Origin of the sequence: Orientia chuto str. Dubai (assembly GCF_000964595.1) — a bacterium.
Taxonomy (GTDB): Bacteria; Pseudomonadota; Alphaproteobacteria; order Rickettsiales; family Rickettsiaceae; genus Orientia; species Orientia mediorientalis.
The window spans coordinates 1-20,254 of the sequence record NZ_LANP01000024.1; the positions used below are offsets into that span (position 1 = coordinate 1).

Genomic DNA, 20,254 nt, shown 5'->3' on the forward strand with positions numbered 1-20,254 from the left:
CTTGAGGTAAACAATCCATATCAGTTTATAATTGCAAATAGCTCATATAAAAAATATCTAAAGTTTTTGTACGGAAAAGTAGATTTTATGAAGGCTATAAAGTAACTTTTGGCTTCTTGCTTCTTTTGGCAGTCTATCGTTTTGTAGTAAAAAAGCTGAGTAAAATCATACTTAGTTATATGGAATTTGATAGTTATATTATTATATTAATAGAGTAATATATCTATTTCACTATTGTTACAATGTTATGTCAAACTTATACCATATACTTCATAAACTCCCAGCTATAGAACATGAAGATATGATGGTTGAGTATGAAAACTTAGCTCAAGCGTTGGTACAATCTGGTAAGTTACGAGTTGATGCTGAACCAAAAAGCAATTTTATTCGCTTATCTGAGCCTAGCTTAAATATTAACATCGCTATTTCAAATGAAGAACTTAATGAGCCTAATCTTCAAGAGTCTACTAAAACAATGTTAATGAATATCTATAAAAAAAAAATAGCAGATGAAGAAAAGGCATTGCATAAGGTTAATCAAATAGTAGAAACTTTACAAAAAAAAATGGCTATGCAGCTTATAATAGAAGCTGAACTGCTACTTAAATTAGCAAGGTTATTTGTACAGTCAGCACACCCAATAGTAATCCATTGGTTATTACTAGAAAGAGTAGAAGTATTTATATCATATTCAAACCAGATAGGAGATGTTATGGATATTGCAACATGGAAATATGCTGGCCAAAATAGCGGTATGCAAAGTACTAATGTAAATAATATGGCAATATATGTTTCCTGTGGTGGAGATCCATTCTCTTTTCCTAAACGCTATCAAAAACAATCCATTTTCGGTGACGGATGGCCAGCAATAGCAAGGCTGCAAATTATTGCAGCACAAGAATTAGGACATTATGCTGATATTTACCGTGACCTTAATGGCAATATTGTTGGCCGACATTCAGTTAATTCATCGTTTACTAATGCTAAACCTAATGTTTTACGTGCAAGGCGTAGTGATTTATTCAGGTGTTATGAAATTTTACAAATTCTGGAAAATTCAGGTCTGAATAGCTTGATCTCTTATGAAAAAGCAGTCAAGTTTTATTATAAAAATAAAATTATGGGAATTAGACTGTTATGGGCTAAACTATTAAGTTTCTTTTACAAAAAAAGACTTTTTTTTATGACAAAAAAAAAGTCTTTTATATTTATTCAAGTATATAAAGATGAACAATATTCTGGCCTAATGTTAAAAGCAATGATTCTCGATATGATATTTAACTTAGAACCTAAAGCTGATGTGTATAAAAGAGATGATCCAAATGCTGAAGAGGCTATTGCTTGTGTTGAAGCTTTAGCAAGAGTTCCACAACAAGTAATAAAATGGGGCCATATAACTACAATGGCAATAATGCGAGATCTATATTACATTTATTATAAGCAAGTAATTCCTTCGCTCATTGATAGATATCAGAATGTTACAGGACAATCTTATATGCGAAATTTAGATTATGTTAATACAACTATTAGATATAAACTAAAGAAACTATTTATGTTTTTTAAAAAAGATTCTTTACCATCACGTGAAGTTTAAAAAAATTTACATTATAATTGATATTTGACTATATATATTAAATAGTGTTTAATATAATTAAACGTTAAAAATATACAGGAAGATGAAATACTATTTATTATTAGAAGAAGAAATCAAGCAAGTAACTAGAATTAATAACATTATTAACCTGTTATATTGGGACCTTTATACATACATGCCAGTTAATACTGGTACAAGTAGAGGAGAAGATATTGCTACTTTAACTACAATAGTATACAACATATTAAATTCTAATAAAGTTTCTGATCTTATTTCTAAAGCGAAAGAAGAAACTACTCAGCTTAATCAATGGCAAATAGTTAATTTAACATTAATCGAAAAAAAGGTTATAGAAAGTAAGTATATAGATTTTAATCTCCAAAAGGAGTACATACTTGCAGCAACTCAAGGTGAATTAATATGGAGACAAGCAAAAAAAGAAAATAATTATGAACTATTTAAGCCCTATTTGCAGCGAATATTAAATTGCATTAAAGCAATAGCTAGCATTAAGTCTAAAATCTTTAATTGCACTATGTATGATAGTTTACTTGATATATATGACTATGGTAGAAAAGTAACTGAAGTTAAGGAAATTTTTTCCTCTATAAAGCAAACAATACCTGGCTTAATTCATAAAATAGTTGAAAAGCAAAATCATGAAATAATCTTACCTCTTACAAATCAGGTCAGTATTTCAACACAGGAGCAAATTTGCAAAAAGATTATGCAAATCTTAGGTTTTGATTTTACTAAAGGAAGGATTGATCAGTCAGCTCATCCTTTTTGCCGTAGTATGTTTGATGATATAAGAGTAACAACAAGATACAATGAACATAATTTTCTTACTGGAATAGAGTCAATAATACATGAGACAGGTCATGCATTATATGAACAAAATTTTATACCTCACTACAAATACCAGTTTGTAGGACAAAAAAGAAATATGTCACTGCATGAAAGTCAATCACTACTTATGGAAATGCAAATTGGAAAGTCTAGAGAATTTATTGAGTTACTTACAATTGTACTTAGGGATGACTTTAATTTCAAAGGTCCAGAATATTCTAGTAATAATTTATATAAAATACTAAATAGAGTTACCCCAAGTTTGATAAGAGTTGATGCTGATGAAGTAACATATCCGATGCACATAATTTTAAGATTTGAACTCGAAGAAGCACTTATTAATGGCGATATTACATTAGATGAACTTCCATCTTATTGGAATGATGGTATGAAAAAGTATTTAGGTATTTACCCTACTTCAGATAGTACAGGTTGTATGCAAGATATACATTGGTCAGCTGGAAAATTTGGCTATTTTCCTACTTATACTATTGGTGCTATTATAGCTAGCATGCTTATGAAAAAAATAAAAAGTATTTATCCAAATATTAATTCTAATATTGCTATAGGTAACTTCAACAATTTATATCAATTCCTAAATGAAAATATTAGGTGCTTTGGTTCATTATATAAAACCGATGAACTTGTTAAAAATGCTACTTCAGAAAATAGTGTTAGCCCTGAAATATTTTCTAAGTATATAGAAAACAAGTATTTGCATTAAACTTTTTGTTATAAAGTAATTTATTACAGATTAGTATAAATTGGAAAGTTATTGCATAGCTTTTGTACTTGTTGTATTGTTCTAGCAGTAACCATATTTAAGCTATTTTCAAGCTCTGCAATAGTGATATTTTCACCTCTTTTTGTAAGTTTAATCCTTGTAATATGGTCTAAAATATCAGCAATATATTCTCCTACCATTATAAACTCATTTTCTTTAAATCCTCTAGTAGTACAGGCTGGAGTTCCTAGTCTAATACCAGATGTAACAGTCGGAGCGGTAGTATCAAATGGAATTACTTGCTTGTTACAAGCAATTCCAACTACATCAAGCAAATATTCAGCTTCTTGCCCTGTAATATTCTTATCTCTTAGATCCACTAGTAACATATGATTATCTGTTCCACCTGTTAAAATATTATATCCCCTACTCTGCAATGACTTAGCTAATGCCTGTGCATTTAATATTACTTGACTAATATATTCTTTATATTGCGGCATTAATGCTTCAGAAAAAGCAACAGCCTTAGCAGCAATAACATGCATTAATGGTCCACCCTGCAAACCTGGAAACACAGCAGAATTAATTTTTTTACTTATTGATTCATCATTAGTTAAAATCAATCCACCTCTTGGCCCCCTTAAAGTTTTATGAGTAGTACTAGTGATAACATGGGCATATGGTATAGGACTAGAATGATACCCTGTAGCTACTAACCCAGCAATATGAGCAATGTCTGCAAAAAGATATGCTCCTACTTTATCAGCTATGTCTTTAAATATACTGAAATCGATCTTTCTAGAATAAGCTGAGTAACCAACAATTATCAGTTTAGGCTTATGTTGTTTAGCTAGCGTTTCAACTTCATTATAGTCAATTAAAAAGCTATCACTATTAACACAGTAATGAACTATATTAAACCACTTACCAGAAAGATTAGGTTTAGCTCCATGAGTTAAATGCCCACCACTATTTAAATCCATAGCCAAGATTGTATCTCCAGGCTTCAATAAAGCTAAAAATACTGCTTGATTTGCTTGAGAGCCAGAATGCGGTTGAACATTAGCATAATCGCACTTAAAAAGTTTTTTAACTTTACTAATAGCTAGATTTTCTATCTCATCAACAAACTTACATCCACCATAATATCTTCTATTAATATATCCTTCCGCATATTTATTTGTAAGAATAGAACCTTGAGCTAACATAACATTCTGACTAACTAAATTTTCTGATGCTATTAATTCTATTGTCGATTGTTGCCTATATAATTCCTTAGCAATTATACCATTTATTTCTTTGCACATTTTTTTCAACTTATTTATTTTTCAAAAAATACTAGTTAATAATTGTCATTATTTATATCTTCACTACCATTATTACTATAATCAGTGTCTTTAATAGTATCAATTGAGACCACTTTTTCATCCTTAGAAGTTTTAAATAATATAACTCCGCTAGTGCTACGACCAGTAATTCTTACGCTATTTAATTGACATCTTATAATCTTTCCACTACTAGTAATTAGCATTAATTCATTATCTTGACAAGCAGGTAATACACTAACAACCATTCCAGTTTTAGGCGATACATTCATGTTTGCTATCCCTTTTCCACCTCTATTAGTAACTCTATATTCATAAGCTGAACTAAACTTACCATAACCATTTTCTGATACTGTTAAGATAAATTCCTCATTGCTAGCCATAGTTAATACTTCATTTTCAGTTAAGTCATATTGTGAAAGATTAAAGTTCTGTTGTAGCAATTTATTTTTAGCAATCAACAAGCGATCATTTACTGATAAATTTAAGTATTTTTCTCGCACCTCAAGACTATAATTAATTCCTTTTAAAATAGTCATTGATATAACTTCATCATTCTCAGCTAACCGAATAGCCTTAACTCCATCAGAAGTGCGGCTTTTAAAAACTCTTAAATCTTTTACCGGAAACCTAATAGCTTTACCATTTTTGGTTGCCAGCAATACATGATTATCCTCATCACAAGATTTTACTGAAATTAACCTATCACCTTCGTCAAGACGAATCGCAATTTTACCATTCGAAGCTATATGTTTAAAGTCAGATAAATCATTTCTCCGAATATTACCATGCTTAGTTGCAAAAATAATGTATTTTTTGTCAGATTCATTACTACCTTCTATAGGCATTGGCATAATATTAGTGATAGTCTCATTTTCTTTAATAGAAAGCATATTAATAATTGGTCTACCTTTAGATTGAGGAGTACCTAAAGGTAATTTATATACTTTTAAAGTATATACTTGCCCAATATTCGAAAAGAAGAGAATAGACGTATGAGTATTTTCTATAAACAAATGAGTAACAATATCTTCATTTTGAACTGATGAACCAATTCTTCCCTTCCCTCCTCTTTTTTGAGCACGATAGGTTGCTAAAGGCACCCTTTTTATATAACCTGCTAATGTAACAGTAACTACTACTTCTTCCTCAGGAATTAAATCTTCAACATCATGTTCGAATTCTTCATTTTCAATTGTAGTAAGACGGGCTGTAGCAAATTGATCTTTAATTTGATTTAGCTCAAATTTTATTATTTCAAGTAGTTTTTCCCTTGAACCTAAAATTTCAAGATATGATTTAATTTCCTTTTCTAAACTGCCTAATTCTTCCTCAATTTTAGTTTTTTCAGTATTTGTTAAACGTTGTAATCTTAATTCCAATATAGATTTAGTTTGCTGCTCAGTTAAAAAACATTGTCCTCCTTCTTTTAAAACTGCCCTGTCATCAACTAACTTAACAAGATCATATACATCACTAATATTCCACATTCTAGCTGTTAGCCTACTTTTTGCTTCATCCGAATTGGAAGACGATCTTATAATTTTAATTACTTCATCAATATTGCTAACAGCAATAATTATACCTACTAAAATATGAGCTTTATCCCGAGCTTTATTTAGCAAAAATATAGTTCTTCTAGTAACAACTTCTTCACGGAAATTAACAAAAGCAACAATAACATCCTTTAATGTCATAGTTTTGGGAATGCCTTGATCCAAGGCTAGCATCATAACATTAAATGTAGTTTGCAAATTTGTATACGAATATAATTGATTCAGAATAAGATCAGCATTGGCATGCTTTTTAAGTTCAATTACTACTCTTACACCAGATTTATTTGATTCATCTCTAATATTATTAATACCTTCAATTCTTTTATCATTAGCAAGCTCAGCAATTTTTTCAACTAAATTAGCCTTATTTACCATAAAAGGTACTTCCGTAATAATAATAGCCTGTTTTAAACTATCATCCTCAATATCAATTTTACCTCGAACAACAATTTTACCTCTACCAGTATTATATGCAGACTTAATTCCTAATGTGCCAATAATTTGCCCACCAGTAGGAAAATCTGGCCCCTTAACTAATTCTATTAGCTCAATAATTGTTATATCGTTATTATCGATATAAGCACAGCAAGCATCTACTACCTCACTCAAATTATGAGGAGGAATATTAGTTGCCATTCCTACTGCAATTCCTCCTGTACCATTTACTAATAAGTTGGGAAATCCTGCTGGAAGAACTTTTGGCTCTTGTTCTAGGCCATCATAGTTAGATTGAAAATCAACAGTATCCTTATTAATATCCTCTAATAAGCTATGCGTAGCTTTCTTTAAACGAACTTCAGTATAACGACTAGCTGCAGCAGCGTCTCCATCCATAGAACCAAAATTCCCCTGACCATCTACTAATGGTAATCTTAGAGAAAAATCCTGAGCCATTCTAACCAACGAATCATATACAGCTAACTCTCCATGAGGATGATATTTACCTATTACATCCCCAACAACTCTTGCAGACTTACGATATTGTTTGTTATAATAGTAGCCAGATTCATACATAGAATATAGTATACGCCTATGTACAGGCTTTAACCCATCCCTGACATCAGGTAGCGCACGACTTACTATTACGCTCATAGCATAATCTATATAAGAGCGCTGCATTTCCTCTTCTAGGCTAATAATGTTTATATTCGATTCTTTATAATCTTGTTCAGACAAAGCAGTTCCATTTATTTAAAAAAATCAATTTATTAAACTAATATATATTATTATTTTTACCAAGCATATTATTTTAGAATAAAACATTTAGATAATTAAATTATTATAAACTTGCTCTGAAAATTCATAGTTACAAAACACCCGCTGCACATCACTATCATCATCTAAAGTATTGATTAATATAACCAGTTTTTGAGCTTTCTCAATATCTGATATTAAAATAGTATTGCGGGGTTTCCAGCCTATATATGACTCAGCTGGATAACCAAATTTTTGAGCCAATTCTTCCACAATATTAGCAAAAAGTTTAATTGGAACATACACAACATGATATTCTTCATCAGATTCAATATCTTCTGCCCCAATTTCAATAGCAATATCAAATAATTTTTCACTAGTACTAACTTTTGATTTAAATTTTATTATTCCTAAACGCTCAAACAAAAAACTTGCATTACCAGTTCCAACTAAATTGCCACCATTTTTACTAAAAATTGCCCTAACATTTGCTGCAGTACGATTTGTATTATCTGTTAAAGCTTCGACTATAACCGCAATTCCATCTATGATCCCTTCATATGTTATTTCAAAGTAATTCTCATGATTCTCTTTATTAACAGCCTGAGCAATAGCTTTTTCAATTTTATCTTTAGGTAAATTATTAAATTTAGCAGCTGCAATTGCAGTTCTTAATCTTGGATTATATTGAATATCTACTCCAGACTTAGCGCTAAGGAATATCTCCCTGACTAAACTAGCAAACAGCTTAGCTCTTTTTTTATCTTGAGCTCCTTTACGATGCTGAATATTCTTAAACTTTGAGTGACCAGCCATCAGTTTAGTTAATATTAATTAAATAGTAAATTGATTTTGTTATTATCTAAATTAATATGAGAAAATAACTGTTTTAGCAATTTCCAATATCTATCCACACATAATTAACAAGATTTTTAAGAAAAAATCAAATATTTCTAATACAATCAAACCCTAATGATAAAAGCATATTTCTTGTTTCAAATAATGGTAATCCCATTATATTGGAGCTAGAACCACGCATAAATTGAACAAAGCACTGCCATATACCTTCCATCGAATGTCCGCCAGCTTTATTCAAACCTTGCTTAGTTATAACATAAGCAGCTATTTCTTGAGATGTTAATCTTTTTACTTTTACAATAGACTCAACTGTTCTTGTATTAAAGGCAATAATATTATTATTTTTAACTTTAATAACTTTTACTCCAGTAAAAACCTTATGTCGTCTGCCAGATAGCATTTTTAAGCAATATTCAACATCTAAATCTGTCATTGCTTTTGGTAAAATACGCCTTCCTACAGCCGCCACCGTATCAGCAGCAATAATATATCCATTCTCTATACTTTGCGCTATTGTATTTGCTTTTTGTATAGCTAATCTTAAAGCTAAGTTTTTTGGTAGCTCTGCAGGTAAATGTGTCTCGTCAATATTAGCTGAAATAACTTGAGATGGAACAATATTAATTGCTTTAAGTAGCTTTAATCTGGATTCAGATTGAGATGCAAGTATAATAGGCATTAAATCCATAGAATAAAACCAGTATAATTATTTAGATTCTTTTATTATTTTGTGACGATGTGTAATTCTCCCCATATTAGGATTATAATAAGGACTAATTTCAACATCTACTTTATCCCCTCTTATAATTTTAATATGATGCATTCTTATCTTACCGCTTATATATGCTGTAATAACATGATCACTACCAGATAATTTTACTTTAAACTTAGCTTCCTTAGGTAAAACTTCAATAACTTCTCCAGTAACTACAATAGTATCTGTTTTTGCCATAATTTAATTATTATGCATATTATTAAAAAAACCACCATTAATTTTTGTTAATTAGTTAATAATATCACTTAAAGAGTATAAGTAATACATGGCTCCCCGGGCTGGACTCGAACCAGCGACCAAACGGTTAACAGCCGTTTGCTCTACCACTGAGCTACCGAGGAATTATAATTATGTAACTTATAGCAAATATTTCTACTTAAGTCTAGTGTTTTTTATTATACATAGCGTTTTATCTTACAGATATATTTATTGATATATTTTATATAACCATCATTCTCTAAAATACTCCTTTAGATATGTTCCTGTAATACTTTGATCATTAAAAGCTACCTGCTTTGGGGTACCAGAGGCAACTATTACTCCTCCTTTATCACCGCCTCCTAAACCAACATCTATTATATAATCAGCACTTTTAATTACATCTATATTATGCTCAATAACTAATACTGTATTACCTTTATCAACTAACTTATGTAGTATTTGTAATAGCTTATCAATATCTTCAAAATGTAATCCTGTAGTTGGCTCATCTAAAACATATAGCGTCTTACCAGTAGAACGCTTTGATAATTCTTTTGCAAGTTTTACACGTTGAGCTTCACCTCCTGACAGAGTTGTAGCAGATTGTCCGATTTTAATATATCCTAAACCAACATCATTTAATGTTTTTAATTTATCGCAAATATGCTGGGAATCACCAAAAAATTTTATAGCTTCTTCAACTGTCATACTCAGTACATCAGCTATAGACTTTCCATTATATTTAACTTCTAATGTTTCTCTATTATAACGTTTACCATCGCACACATCACAGTTAACAAATACATCAGGCAAAAAATGCATTTCTATCCTAGTTAATCCGCATCCTTCACATGCCTCACAGCGTCCTCCATTAACATTAAATGAAAACCTACTACGTTTATACCCTCTATCCTTAGCTTCCTCTAGCTCACTGAACCAATCACGAATACAGTCAAATACTTCAGAATAAGTAGCAGGATTAGACCTAGGAGTTTTACCAATAGGAGATTGGTCTATATTTATTACTTTATCTATATTGTCTAAGCCCATAATAGTGGCATATTCTCCAACATGTATTCTAGTACTAGGTTCAAGTTTTTTTAAAATTGCTTTATACAGAGTATTAACAAGTGTTGATTTTCCACTACCAGAAACTCCAGTTACTACTGTAAAGGTGCCAAGAGGAATTTTTACATTAACGTTTTTTAAATTATGAGCTCTAGCTCCTTTAAGCTCAATAAATTTATTATTATTCCCTGCTCTTATATTACTTGGAATAGGTATAAATTTTTTACCACTCAAATATTGTCCGGTAATACTTTCAGAAACATTAATAATATCCTTCACTTGCCCTTGAGCTACTATCTTTCCACCTTCAGCTCCAGCGCTAGGGCCAATATCTATAATATGATCAGCCTCTAGCATAATTTCTTTGTCATGTTCAACAACAATAAGGCTATTTCCTAAATTTTTTAAATTCTTTAAAGTAGAAATTAACTTTTTATTATCACTTTGATGTAATCCAATAGATGGCTCATCTAAAATATATATTATTCCACTTAAGCCAGAACCTATCTGCGATGCTAACCTAATACGTTGACTTTCTCCACCAGATAATGTAGTCGATGATCGATCAATTGTTAAGTACTCTAACCCTACATTCTTTATAAAAGATAACCTATTCTTAATTTCCCTTATAACCAACTTTGCAACAACTCTTTGTTTTTCTGTAAGACTATGCTCAAGCTTAGAAAGCCAATCATAAGCATCAGATATCCGCATCTGCGCAACTTCACTAATATTTAGATTAGCAATCTTAACACATAAAGACTCTGGAGCAAGTCTACTACCACCACAAGCTCTACAGTTTCCTTCAACTTGATAACGCGACAATTCATCTTTTAGCCACTGAGTATTAGCTTGACAATATTTTTCCTCTAAACTAGGTATTATTCCACCAAATGGCTGAACTATAATCTTAGGCCTAGTTTCACTATTATATTCAAACTTTATTTTTTCATTTCCTGATCCATAAAATAAAATATTTTTTACTTTATCGCTGAGCTTTTCAATTGGATCATTAAGACTAAAGTTATAATGTTGTGCTAAAGCACTGAAAGTATCTTTAAAAAAAGAAGAGTCGTTATTAGCCCATGGTAAAATTGCACCTTGAGCAATTGATAGCGAACTATCTGAAACAATTAGCGAAGGTGAAAAAACCATCTCCTTACCTAGTCCTTTGCATATATTACAAGTACCAAATGGGCTATTAAATGAGAAAATACGAGGTTCAATTTTTGGTAACTGAAGTCCCGAAACTGGACATGAGTACTTTTCTGATAACACTACAACATCCTGATCTTGAGCACTATATTGGATATCAATATTGTGTACAGCAACAGAAGACACTTTTCTAGCATGAATTACTCCATTAGATAACTGTAAAGCTGATTCTATACTAGAATTTATCTTATCGCGTAATGCAGAGTCAATAACTAACTGATCAACTACTACCGAAATATTATACTTCTTTTGTTTATCTAATACAGGTAAACTATCTATTTCATACTCATAATTATCAATTATTAATTTTAAAAATCCCCGCTTTTTGAATTTTGATACTTCTCTACGCAATTCACTATTATATACTTGGACAAGTGGAATAAGTATATAAACCTCTATACCATGGAATAAATTACATATAATATCGACCATATCAGACACTTTTTGCCCCTGAAGTGGCAAATTAGTAGCTGGGGAATGTGCTATTCCTATTTTAGCAAATAGCAGGCGTAAATAACCATATATGTCAGTAATTGTACCAACTGTTGATCTAGGATTACGAAAAACAGTTTTTTGATCTATAGCAATAGCTGGAGATAGACCAGTAATAGACTTAACATCTGATTTATTTTGCAGCGAAAAAAATTGCATATTTCGCACTGGAAAACCTGCAAGATAAGCCCTTATAGATTCAACATATATAGTATTATATACTAAAGATGATTTTCCAGAACCACTTTTTCCAGTAACAACTACTAACTTATACTTGGGAATATCTACATCAATATTTTGAAGATTATGCTCCCCTGCACCTCGTATTTTAATATAATTAGTCATGCATATTTATAATTTTTTGCAATAATGCAGGGTTAATTATTATGAGTGGCATAATCATTTAATTTATACTTGAAATCATAATTATAATATATTAAACAGTCAATTAATTTTCTGATAATATAAAGAATTTAAATACATATTTATAGTACTATAATATGTACAAATATCACTATACTAATTTTTTACATTGATATTAAAAAAAACTCAACATAAAACTTAAAGCTAACTATTAATGAGCAATTAATAAAAGCTATTATTAATATTTTTTTAAGAATATTACTTCAGAAGTATTTACACTTGGGTTTAGAATGAAACTTGTAAGGTAATTTATACAGGAAATGAATGGAGAAATTATACTAGACAGTAAAGAAAACAAATACACAAGCTTTCAATTCAATATTCCATTAAAACTTTAGTATGATTCTGAAGTTTAAAAAACAAAAATCAAAATGATATCACGTTTAGAATGTTACAATACAGTTTTTTAGTCAAAAACTATTAAATAAGCTCATCTTAATAAATCAAGATGGTACATTAGAATCTATATGAAGTATAAAGCAACAAAATATGCTAATAAATAGCATATAATTAGTTGTGATAACAAAAAATTAGTTCTAGATTAATGATTAAAACATTGCATCAGAAAAAAAGGATAATTATTAATATACTTACATAGCTTTCTTAATGTCATCTCCTTTTGTCTTTTATACGCTTCTCATTTTTCTTCTATATATTTCTTCGTCTTCTTTCTCTTGGATCTATTCCTTTCGCCATTAATGTCTTGTATTCTTTTGCTTTTTTGCTAGCATCTTTAACTGACAAATCTCGATTCCTCCTTATGTCTTTTTTAATCTTTATTATTAATCTTTAATGCAGCAATAAATGCTGATTGTGGTATTTCAACATTACCAATGTTTCTCATACGTTTTTTTCCAGCTTTTTGCTTTTCTAGTAGTTTTCGTTTTCTAGTAATGTCTCCGCCATAGCACTTAGCAAGTACATTTTTTCTTAAAGCACTAATAGTTTCTCGAGCTATTATTCTGCTCCCAATAGCTGCTTGAATTGCAATTTGAAATAAATGTGCTGGAATTAAATCTTTAAGTCTTTTGCATAATTCTCTGCCTCTAAAATCTGCTTTAGAACGGTGCACAATTATTGATAAAGCATCAACAGGATTCCCATTAACTAATATACTAAGCTTTACTAAGTCACTTTGCTTATAGCTATCTATATGCCAATCAAAACTTGCATATCCCTTAGAGTAAGATTTTAGTTTATCATAAAAATCAAATACTATTTCATTTAGAGGCAATAAATAAACTAGTTTTGCTCTGCCATTTACATAAGTTAAGTCTACTTGTATTCCTCGTTTTTCAGTGCATAAGCTAAGAATAGCTCCCAAATATTGATCTGGTATAAAAATAGTTGCTTTAACCCATGGCTCATTCATAGTTTTTATTTTTTGCATTTCAGGTAAATCTGCTGGATTATGCACATCAATAACTTTGCCATTATTTAAATATATTTTATACATCACACTTGGTGCAGTAGTAATTATATCAAGATCAAACTCTCGCTCTAAGCGTTCTTGAATAATTTCTAGATGTAATAAACCCAAAAAACCACAACGAAATCCAAATCCAAGAGCATTAGAACTTTCTTGTTCAAATTCAAAACTAGCATCATTTAACTTTAATTTTTGTAATGAGTCTTTTAAATTATTAAATTGTGAAGCATCAGAAGGATATAGTCCACAAAATCAACTGGCAAATTTGGGTTAAATCCTGGTAATATTTGAGTACATGGATTTTTATCATCTGTTATTGTATCCCCTACTCTACAGTCGGCAACTTGTTTAATTGCTGCAGTAAAAAAACCTATTTCACCAGTATATAATACACCTGATATTTGTTTTTTAGGAGAAAAAAAACCAATATTTTCTACAGTATAAACTGCATTGTTAGAGCACATTCTAATTCGCATTCCTTTTTCTATTTTACCATCTACGACTCTAACAAGTATTACAACTCCAAGATAAGAGTCATACCAACTATCGATTAATAATGCCTTAAGTTGAGATTGAGAATTACCATTAGGTGGTGGCAACTTATTAACTACTGCTTGTAAAACATCCCTAATACCTAAACCAATTTTAGCAGAAATCATTAGAGCATCACTTGCATCAATACCAATAATATCTTCAATTTGTTGCTGAACCTGTTTTGGATTTGCTGCTGGTAAATCAATTTTATTTAGAACAATTAAAATTTTATGATTATTATCTACTGCTTGATATAAATTAGCTAAAGTTTGCGCTTGAACACCTTGACTGGCATCTACTACTAATAATGAACTCTCGCAGGCTGCTAAAGATCTACTTACTTCATATGAGAAGTCTACATGTCCAGGAGTATCAATTAAATTAAGATAATAGTTAAGATTATCATCGGCCTTATAAACTAATCTTACAGTTTGAGCTTTAATAGTAATTCCTCTTTCTTTTTCTATATCCATTGAATCAAGTGCCTGTGGACACATTTCTCTTTGTTCTAAAGCATTACAAAGTTCCATTAATCTATCAGATAAAGTAGATTTACCGTGATCTATATGGGCAATAATTGCAAAGTTTCTAATTTTATGTTGCATTTTTTGTAGTAATCTTGACTATCTTTATATAAGCAATTTTAAACAGTATCGTTATAATATCAATATGCATTCAAATAAAATCTTTGATTGTATGCTACTTCTTAAATATAATTAACCTAAAAATATATTATATAAATGCAGATAGAACTTAAAGATTACATAAAAGAAACTAGTGAAATTCTAAACTTAATTAGGAGGTCACTTTAACCCAGAAGGGTTAAAATCTCAATTGATTAAGTTAGAGCAAATAGCAGGGGATCATTCTTTATGGAATGATCCCCTGCATGCACACTTAGTTTTAAAAGAAAAAAAACACATAGAAAATAAGTTAACAGCATATAATAAACTTGTTTTATCATTTGATGATTATGTTGAATTAAGTAACTTTGCTATCAAAGAAAATGATATTGAGTTTATTCGTAGTATAGAGCAAGGATGGAAAAAACTTCAGGAAGATGCACGAAAGATACAAATTGAATGTTTATTTACTGGAGATACTGATGGTAATGACTGCTTTCTAGATATTAATGCTGGAGCTGGAGGTACTGAAAGCAATGATTGGGTATCAATGATGTTAAGAATGTATCTAAGGTTCTCTGAAAGTATGAATTTTAAAACTGAAATCATTTACTTATTAGATGGGGAGGAGGCTGGTATAAAATCAGTATCGGTTAAAATTTGTGGCCAAAATGCTTATGGTTGGCTTAAAACAGAATCAGGAGTACATCGCCTCGTTAGAAATTCTCCTTTTAATGCTCTTAATAAAAGAATGACAAGTTTTGCTAGTGCTTGGGTATATCCAGTAATTAATGATAATATTCAAGTTGTTATTGAGGATAAGGATATTAGAATCGATACTTATAGAGCTTCAGGAGCAGGAGGACAGCATGTTAATACTACAGATTCTGCAATCCGGATTACTCATTTACCTACTAAAATTGTTGTACAATGTCAAAATGATAGGTCTCAACATAAAAATAAAGCTGAAGCTATGAGAATGCTAAAAGCTAAAATTTATGAACTAGAACGAAAAAAGCAAAATGAAATCATTAATAATCAAAATGCTGCTAAAACTGATAATAGTTGGGGATATCAAATTAGATCCTATGTTTTGCAGCCATATCAATTAGTTAAAGATTTACGCACTAATGTCGAAACTTCTGATATACAACGTGTATTAGATGGTGATTTAAAAAAATTTATTTATGCTAGCTTAGTACATTTTGATACACTTATTTAATCAAATTTATAGACAAATGATCTTGTTGGATTTATTTCACGAAATTTAAGCAAGATATTTAAACAACTATTATTAAATAGTAATGGCTGTAAGAAACGAAGCAAAGCAAAGCTAAACTTAGCAGGTATAAATCAGCAGAAGAGAAAAAGTATGATGATTATAATACCAGAGTTTTTGGATTAAAAAAGGTTTAAGTATATAGTTTAGGTCTGCTATTTAGATATGAGGAGAGAAGATGCTATAATTAACCTTGTATACTGAAAAAGCTTCAAAAGCGTATCAAATATAAATAAGGATGTATTATGAACAAAATTAGCACAAAAAAAATTGCTAAAAAAGTATAATATAGATTAGCTGTTTAACTAATATTGCATTATAATATATGTGGTAATTAGCTTTGACAGCATTAAAGTTTACAAATTATAAGAGTATCGTGTAGTGGAAAAAAATATTGTTATTTAAAAAGAAATTTAAAAAATATGTGCTAAAAATAAAGATAGAAGAATTTCCAGATTTATCAGTTAAAGAAGCTAGAAAAAGCAACAGAATTAAATATTATTAATTGCGAAAGGAATAGATCCGAGATCAGTAAGCCTATAAAAACAATATATACAAGAAAACAAAGAGATAACATTACAAGATTGGAGCTAATAAAGCTAAAATAGATCCTTTACCTGCTAATAGCTTATTTGAAGCTTTTATTTCTTTTAAAAGATACTTTAACATAACATCCAACAGTTCAGAATCATTGGACTCAAATTTATTAAGAATATTTTTGATAAGGAGCAACAATCTGCAGTGATTTTAAAATTTTTCTCTGAACTGAAAAAAACACTAAGTGCCACATTCAAATGCATGGCCTAAATCGCTTCCGTAATGAATGGAATAGCCATATCAATGATATCAACTCCTTAAAGCATAGCATACTAGATGTTCAATATGAACTTGAGCTAGCATCTTAAGCTAAAAACATTCGCATAATTTTAAAATACTTGATAATGCAGCTAATATAATATATTAATATACATATATATGCGCTAGCGTGATAATAAATTTTTTTAGGGTGTTTTTTTATGTATGAAAATAATTCTGATCAAGCTTCATTAAGCAGTAAATAGTAAACTTAGCTATAGACTTCTTATTTAACAGAGATAGTTAGTAATACTGTAATCTTAGTTGAATTGTGTAATAGTATATATATTTTTACTAAAGCTAAAGATTCGATGAAGATTAGAGTTATGTGCATGGAAACATATAATTAATTTTTGAATAAGGATACAATATCATTAGGAGGTAAAAATGCTTAAAGCTAATTTTCATAATGCTATAAAGAAGAATAATTTGGAAAAAGTACAATATTTTTCTAATAGAGATAGCACTATTATTAATGAAAAAGATAAAGATGGTTGTACTGCTTTACTTATAGCCTTAAAATATAGCAATGTAGAAATTGCTAAGATTCTATTAAACAATATTGCTACTGATATTAATGCAATAGATACTAAGAATAATACTGCTTTACATTATGCTATAAATTGTAACGATAACTTTAAAGAACTAGAGATCGTAAAGCTTCTGCTTGAACGTGGAGCTGACCCAAATGCGAAAGACTGCCGCGGTAATACTCCTTTTTATTATGCTGTTGTTGCTTGGGAGGCTCAATATCATGACCCATTAGCAGAAGCACTTAATTATGTTAAGACTGATAACTACGCATATTATAAAAGCCATATGGAGACTTTTCTTGAGTATGGGGCTAATATTTTTTCCAAAAACATATACCAAGAAACTCCTTTTGCATATGCTTTAGAATATAACCGTAAAGAAGCTATCGACATTATGTTAAAACATACTAAGGCAAAAGTTTTACATATTGCTGTTGCTCACTGCGATCTAAATGCTGTAAAGAATCTTCTTGAATCTAAAGTTAGTGTTAATGAAAAACTTGATAATGGTATGACTCCTTTACATATTGCAGCTTGTAGTGGTAATAGGAATTTAAAAATTATGAAAATCTTGCTTCAGAATATTGCTGATGTAGCTGATGTAAATGCACAAAACGATAGCGGTGATACTCCTTTGCATATAGCTGTTCATGTTTTTAAAAAAAATTCAAGTAATATAAAAGCTTTGTTTCAAAAAGATGATCTAGCAGCTATAAAATTGTTATTGAAATATGGAGCTAATCCTGATAAAAAAGATAATGATGGTAATACATCAGCATGTATAGCTATTATGCTTAACAAGCCTGAAGTTGCGAGTTTTCTGTTTAATCAACATAAAGCTAATATTCACGAAAGCGATAATGATGGTGATACTATTTTACATAAAGCTGTTGTAATTAATAGCACAAAAGCTGTAGAATTTTGCATCACAAAAGGTGCTAATGTGAATGCAACAAATCATCATGGCGAATCTCCATTACACAAGGCAGCTATGCTTAATTATATAGAATGCATACAGGTTCTAACTCAAAATGGGGCTGATGTTAATCAAACTGATAATAGTAGTCGTTCTCCTGCATATTATGCGATTCGCAGTGGTAGCAGTCAAGATGTTATAAAACTTCTAGTTGATAACAATAATAGTGTTGAAGAAGCTGATAATGATCAATCTCTTAATGCTATAGATAGTAGTGTATCTGGAAACACAGATAATAATAATACAGAACAATGTTTAGTTATGTAGCTATAGGCTAGGCTTATTTTTGAATTTGCTTCTAGCTAAACAAAAACTTTCCAATTTGTGAAGTTAGTAAAATTTATAGTTAATTAGGACTGAAATACCTTGTAAAAGAATATTGTAATGCAAAAGCAGGAATAAATGAAATAGCCAAAAAAGATATAAGAAGTTTTGGAGATAGAATAAACCAAATACCATTAGAATTACTGTTGAGTCCGAATATTGGGGCAATTTTCTTTGAGGTATCAGGACAATATTTTATATACTCAACTGAGACATTAAATCAAATAATAGCTCAATATTTTCCAAAAACAAGAGCAGCTATTGGAACAGCTGTAAGCTTAGCTCAAGATGCAGTAGTCTTATCAGCAAAAGCAATATGGGGACAACTTCCAGAAGAAATCAAATTGATATTAACAAACCAGATATTGCTATTTACGAAGAATCAAAAACAGTATATCAAAGATTAACTAAAGACTTACTGGAAGGTCAAAAGGCTCTGTTAGATGCTACTTTAGCAGCTACAACAGTAGAAGTAGTTGCTGGAGTGCAATAGGAACAAAAGCAGCTCTATAAACGAAGCTAATAACATAGTAAAAAGCACTGTATCAGGAAATAAGATAGCTCCTAGTACACAAAAATTACTGTCAGTAGGAAACCTTTAATAAAAGAAGAGCTTGGTCATTCAAAATTACTATCAGTAGCTAAAAATGATGGTATTACTGGAGCTCTTATATTTAAAACTCAAGATAACAAACTTGTTTCCCTATTCAATGTTAAATCAAAAGATTTTGGTAAAACGATAGCTAATGTAAATATTCCTACGGAAAAAATATGTTTAGCAGACTTGAACATCTTGAAGCCAAAAATGTATTTTGGAGATCAAAGTCCACCGATAATACAAACATTAGAACAGAAACAAATATTAGTACCAAAGACACATTATGTTTGTGCTAACTTACCAGAATGTGCATCTATAGTTGAACTAGTTAGTTACGGAAGTAATAAAGGATTAAAGATAGATGTTAAACTGGGTACACAAACACATCATCTATCCCTCAGCAATTTTCAAAAGAAAAGATATTTAATTTTTGTGGAATAGATATTAAAAATGATGTACGAAATAAGATGATTTTATATACTCCAAAAGGATTAGAATTAGCAACGGAAGGAGCAAATATAGCGAGAGAAACATATGCAACAATGGTAAAGCAATTAAATCCAACTCTTACTACAGAAGAAATTAAGATTATTTCAGAGCTAAAAGTACCACCACCAAGTCAGCGCTCAACTCATCTTGGAAGGCATGATAATAGTTATGTTGTTCCAATTAAAAAAATGCTTGATGACTTGTGGGATAATGTAAAGTTAGGAAACTTGAATAAAGAAGAATGTAGAAACGCGATATATGACTTGATGGATGAATTAAGAGAAGATATAAGAGATGGCAGTATTAAACTTAACAAAACAAAATAATATAAGAATATAAA

The 20,254-nt window shown here is 30.2% G+C and carries 14 protein-coding genes, 1 tRNA gene and 1 pseudogene; 7 read left to right on the forward strand and 9 right to left on the reverse strand.

The genetic code is table 11. From position 1 onward, the window contains the following. Positions 1–247: 247 nt before the first annotated feature. Positions 248–1,594, forward strand: coding sequence for a DUF2748 family protein (locus OCHUTO_RS03780; protein ID WP_045797478.1), 1,347 nt, complete (start codon positions 248–250; stop codon positions 1,592–1,594). A gap of 82 nt (positions 1,595–1,676) precedes the next feature. Beyond that, positions 1,677–3,167 carry a carboxypeptidase M32 gene (locus OCHUTO_RS03785; protein ID WP_045797479.1) on the forward strand — a complete coding sequence of 497 codons (1,491 nt, stop codon included), beginning with the start codon at positions 1,677–1,679 and terminating at the stop codon, positions 3,165–3,167. Between the two features lie 23 nt (positions 3,168–3,190). On the opposite strand, the gene glyA is transcribed toward OCHUTO_RS03785, so the two are convergent. The 9 genes and pseudogenes from glyA to lepA form a co-directional block, all read right to left on the reverse strand. Next, positions 3,191–4,474, reverse strand: coding sequence for a serine hydroxymethyltransferase (gene glyA / locus OCHUTO_RS03790; protein WP_045797480.1), 1,284 nt, complete (start codon positions 4,472–4,474; stop codon positions 3,191–3,193). A gap of 35 nt (positions 4,475–4,509) precedes the next feature. Continuing rightward, positions 4,510–7,224 (reverse strand): DNA topoisomerase (ATP-hydrolyzing) subunit A, encoded by a 2,715-nt coding sequence (gyrA, locus tag OCHUTO_RS03795; RefSeq protein ID WP_084215398.1) that lies wholly within the window; start codon positions 7,222–7,224, stop codon positions 4,510–4,512. Between the two features lie 87 nt (positions 7,225–7,311). Next, positions 7,312–8,058 (reverse strand): YebC/PmpR family DNA-binding transcriptional regulator, encoded by a 747-nt coding sequence (locus tag OCHUTO_RS03800; protein ID WP_045797481.1) that lies wholly within the window; start codon positions 8,056–8,058, stop codon positions 7,312–7,314. A 127-nt stretch (positions 8,059–8,185) separates the two neighbouring features. Further along, positions 8,186–8,788 carry a Maf family protein gene (locus OCHUTO_RS03805; protein WP_045797482.1) on the reverse strand — a complete coding sequence of 201 codons (603 nt, stop codon included), beginning with the start codon at positions 8,786–8,788 and terminating at the stop codon, positions 8,186–8,188. A gap of 18 nt (positions 8,789–8,806) precedes the next feature. Then, positions 8,807–9,052, reverse strand: a complete 246-nt coding sequence (gene infA, locus OCHUTO_RS03810) for a translation initiation factor IF-1 (RefSeq protein ID WP_045797483.1) — start codon at positions 9,050–9,052, stop codon at positions 8,807–8,809. An 89-nt stretch (positions 9,053–9,141) separates the two neighbouring features. Continuing rightward, positions 9,142–9,216, reverse strand: a tRNA-Asn gene (locus OCHUTO_RS03815). Positions 9,217–9,325: 109 nt separating this feature from the next. Further along, positions 9,326–12,196, reverse strand: coding sequence for an excinuclease ABC subunit UvrA (gene uvrA / locus OCHUTO_RS03820; protein ID WP_045797484.1), 2,871 nt, complete (start codon positions 12,194–12,196; stop codon positions 9,326–9,328). A 726-nt stretch (positions 12,197–12,922) separates the two neighbouring features. Continuing rightward, the gene (locus tag OCHUTO_RS05840) at positions 12,923–13,018 is read right to left on the reverse strand and encodes an integrase arm-type DNA-binding domain-containing protein (RefSeq protein WP_198139664.1); all 96 of its coding nucleotides are present in this window, start codon (positions 13,016–13,018) and stop codon (positions 12,923–12,925) included. 25 nt (positions 13,019–13,043) lie between these two features. Further along, positions 13,044–14,842: pseudogene (gene lepA, locus OCHUTO_RS03825) on the reverse strand (translation elongation factor 4). 135 nt (positions 14,843–14,977) lie between these two features. On the opposite strand from lepA, the gene prfB reads away from it, so the two are divergent. The 5 genes from prfB to OCHUTO_RS03845 all read left to right on the forward strand — a co-directional run bounded on the left by prfB (position 14,978) and on the right by OCHUTO_RS03845 (position 20,240). Next, positions 14,978–16,082 (forward strand): peptide chain release factor 2 gene (gene prfB / locus OCHUTO_RS03830; protein WP_156961298.1). Its coding sequence is split into 2 segments (ribosomal slippage): positions 14,978–15,046 and positions 15,048–16,082, totalling 1,104 coding nucleotides; the frame shifts between segments, so codons are not numbered across the junction. 1,299 nt (positions 16,083–17,381) lie between these two features. Next, on the forward strand, positions 17,382–18,770 hold the full coding sequence (locus OCHUTO_RS03835) for an ankyrin repeat domain-containing protein (protein ID WP_045797485.1): 1,389 nt from the start codon (positions 17,382–17,384) through the stop codon (positions 18,768–18,770). A 203-nt stretch (positions 18,771–18,973) separates the two neighbouring features. Continuing rightward, positions 18,974–19,234, forward strand: a complete 261-nt coding sequence (locus OCHUTO_RS05845; RefSeq protein ID WP_156961299.1) for a hypothetical protein — start codon at positions 18,974–18,976, stop codon at positions 19,232–19,234. Between the two features lie 386 nt (positions 19,235–19,620). After that, positions 19,621–19,866, forward strand: coding sequence for a hypothetical protein (locus OCHUTO_RS03840; protein ID WP_156961300.1), 246 nt, complete (start codon positions 19,621–19,623; stop codon positions 19,864–19,866). Positions 19,867–19,892: 26 nt separating this feature from the next. After that, positions 19,893–20,240 (forward strand): hypothetical protein, encoded by a 348-nt coding sequence (locus OCHUTO_RS03845; RefSeq protein ID WP_045797487.1) that lies wholly within the window; start codon positions 19,893–19,895, stop codon positions 20,238–20,240. Positions 20,241–20,254 lie beyond the last annotated feature (14 nt).

Excerpts from the sequence above, each read along its gene's own strand:
- OCHUTO_RS03780 (WP_045797478.1), top strand. The coding sequence starts at position 248 with ATGTCAAACTTATACCATATACTTCATAAACTCCCAGCTATAGAACAT.
- OCHUTO_RS03785 (WP_045797479.1), top strand. The coding sequence starts at position 1,677 with ATGAAATACTATTTATTATTAGAAGAAGAAATCAAGCAAGTAACTAGA.
- glyA (WP_045797480.1), bottom strand. The coding sequence starts at position 4,474 with ATGTGCAAAGAAATAAATGGTATAATTGCTAAGGAATTATATAGGCAA.
- OCHUTO_RS03800 (WP_045797481.1), bottom strand. The coding sequence starts at position 8,058 with ATGGCTGGTCACTCAAAGTTTAAGAATATTCAGCATCGTAAAGGAGCT.
- OCHUTO_RS03805 (WP_045797482.1), bottom strand. The coding sequence starts at position 8,788 with ATGGATTTAATGCCTATTATACTTGCATCTCAATCTGAATCCAGATTA.
- infA (WP_045797483.1), bottom strand. The coding sequence starts at position 9,052 with ATGGCAAAAACAGATACTATTGTAGTTACTGGAGAAGTTATTGAAGTT.
- uvrA (WP_045797484.1), bottom strand. The coding sequence starts at position 12,196 with ATGACTAATTATATTAAAATACGAGGTGCAGGGGAGCATAATCTTCAA.
- OCHUTO_RS03835 (WP_045797485.1), top strand. The coding sequence starts at position 17,382 with ATGCTTAAAGCTAATTTTCATAATGCTATAAAGAAGAATAATTTGGAA.
- OCHUTO_RS03845 (WP_045797487.1), top strand. The coding sequence starts at position 19,893 with ATGATTTTATATACTCCAAAAGGATTAGAATTAGCAACGGAAGGAGCA.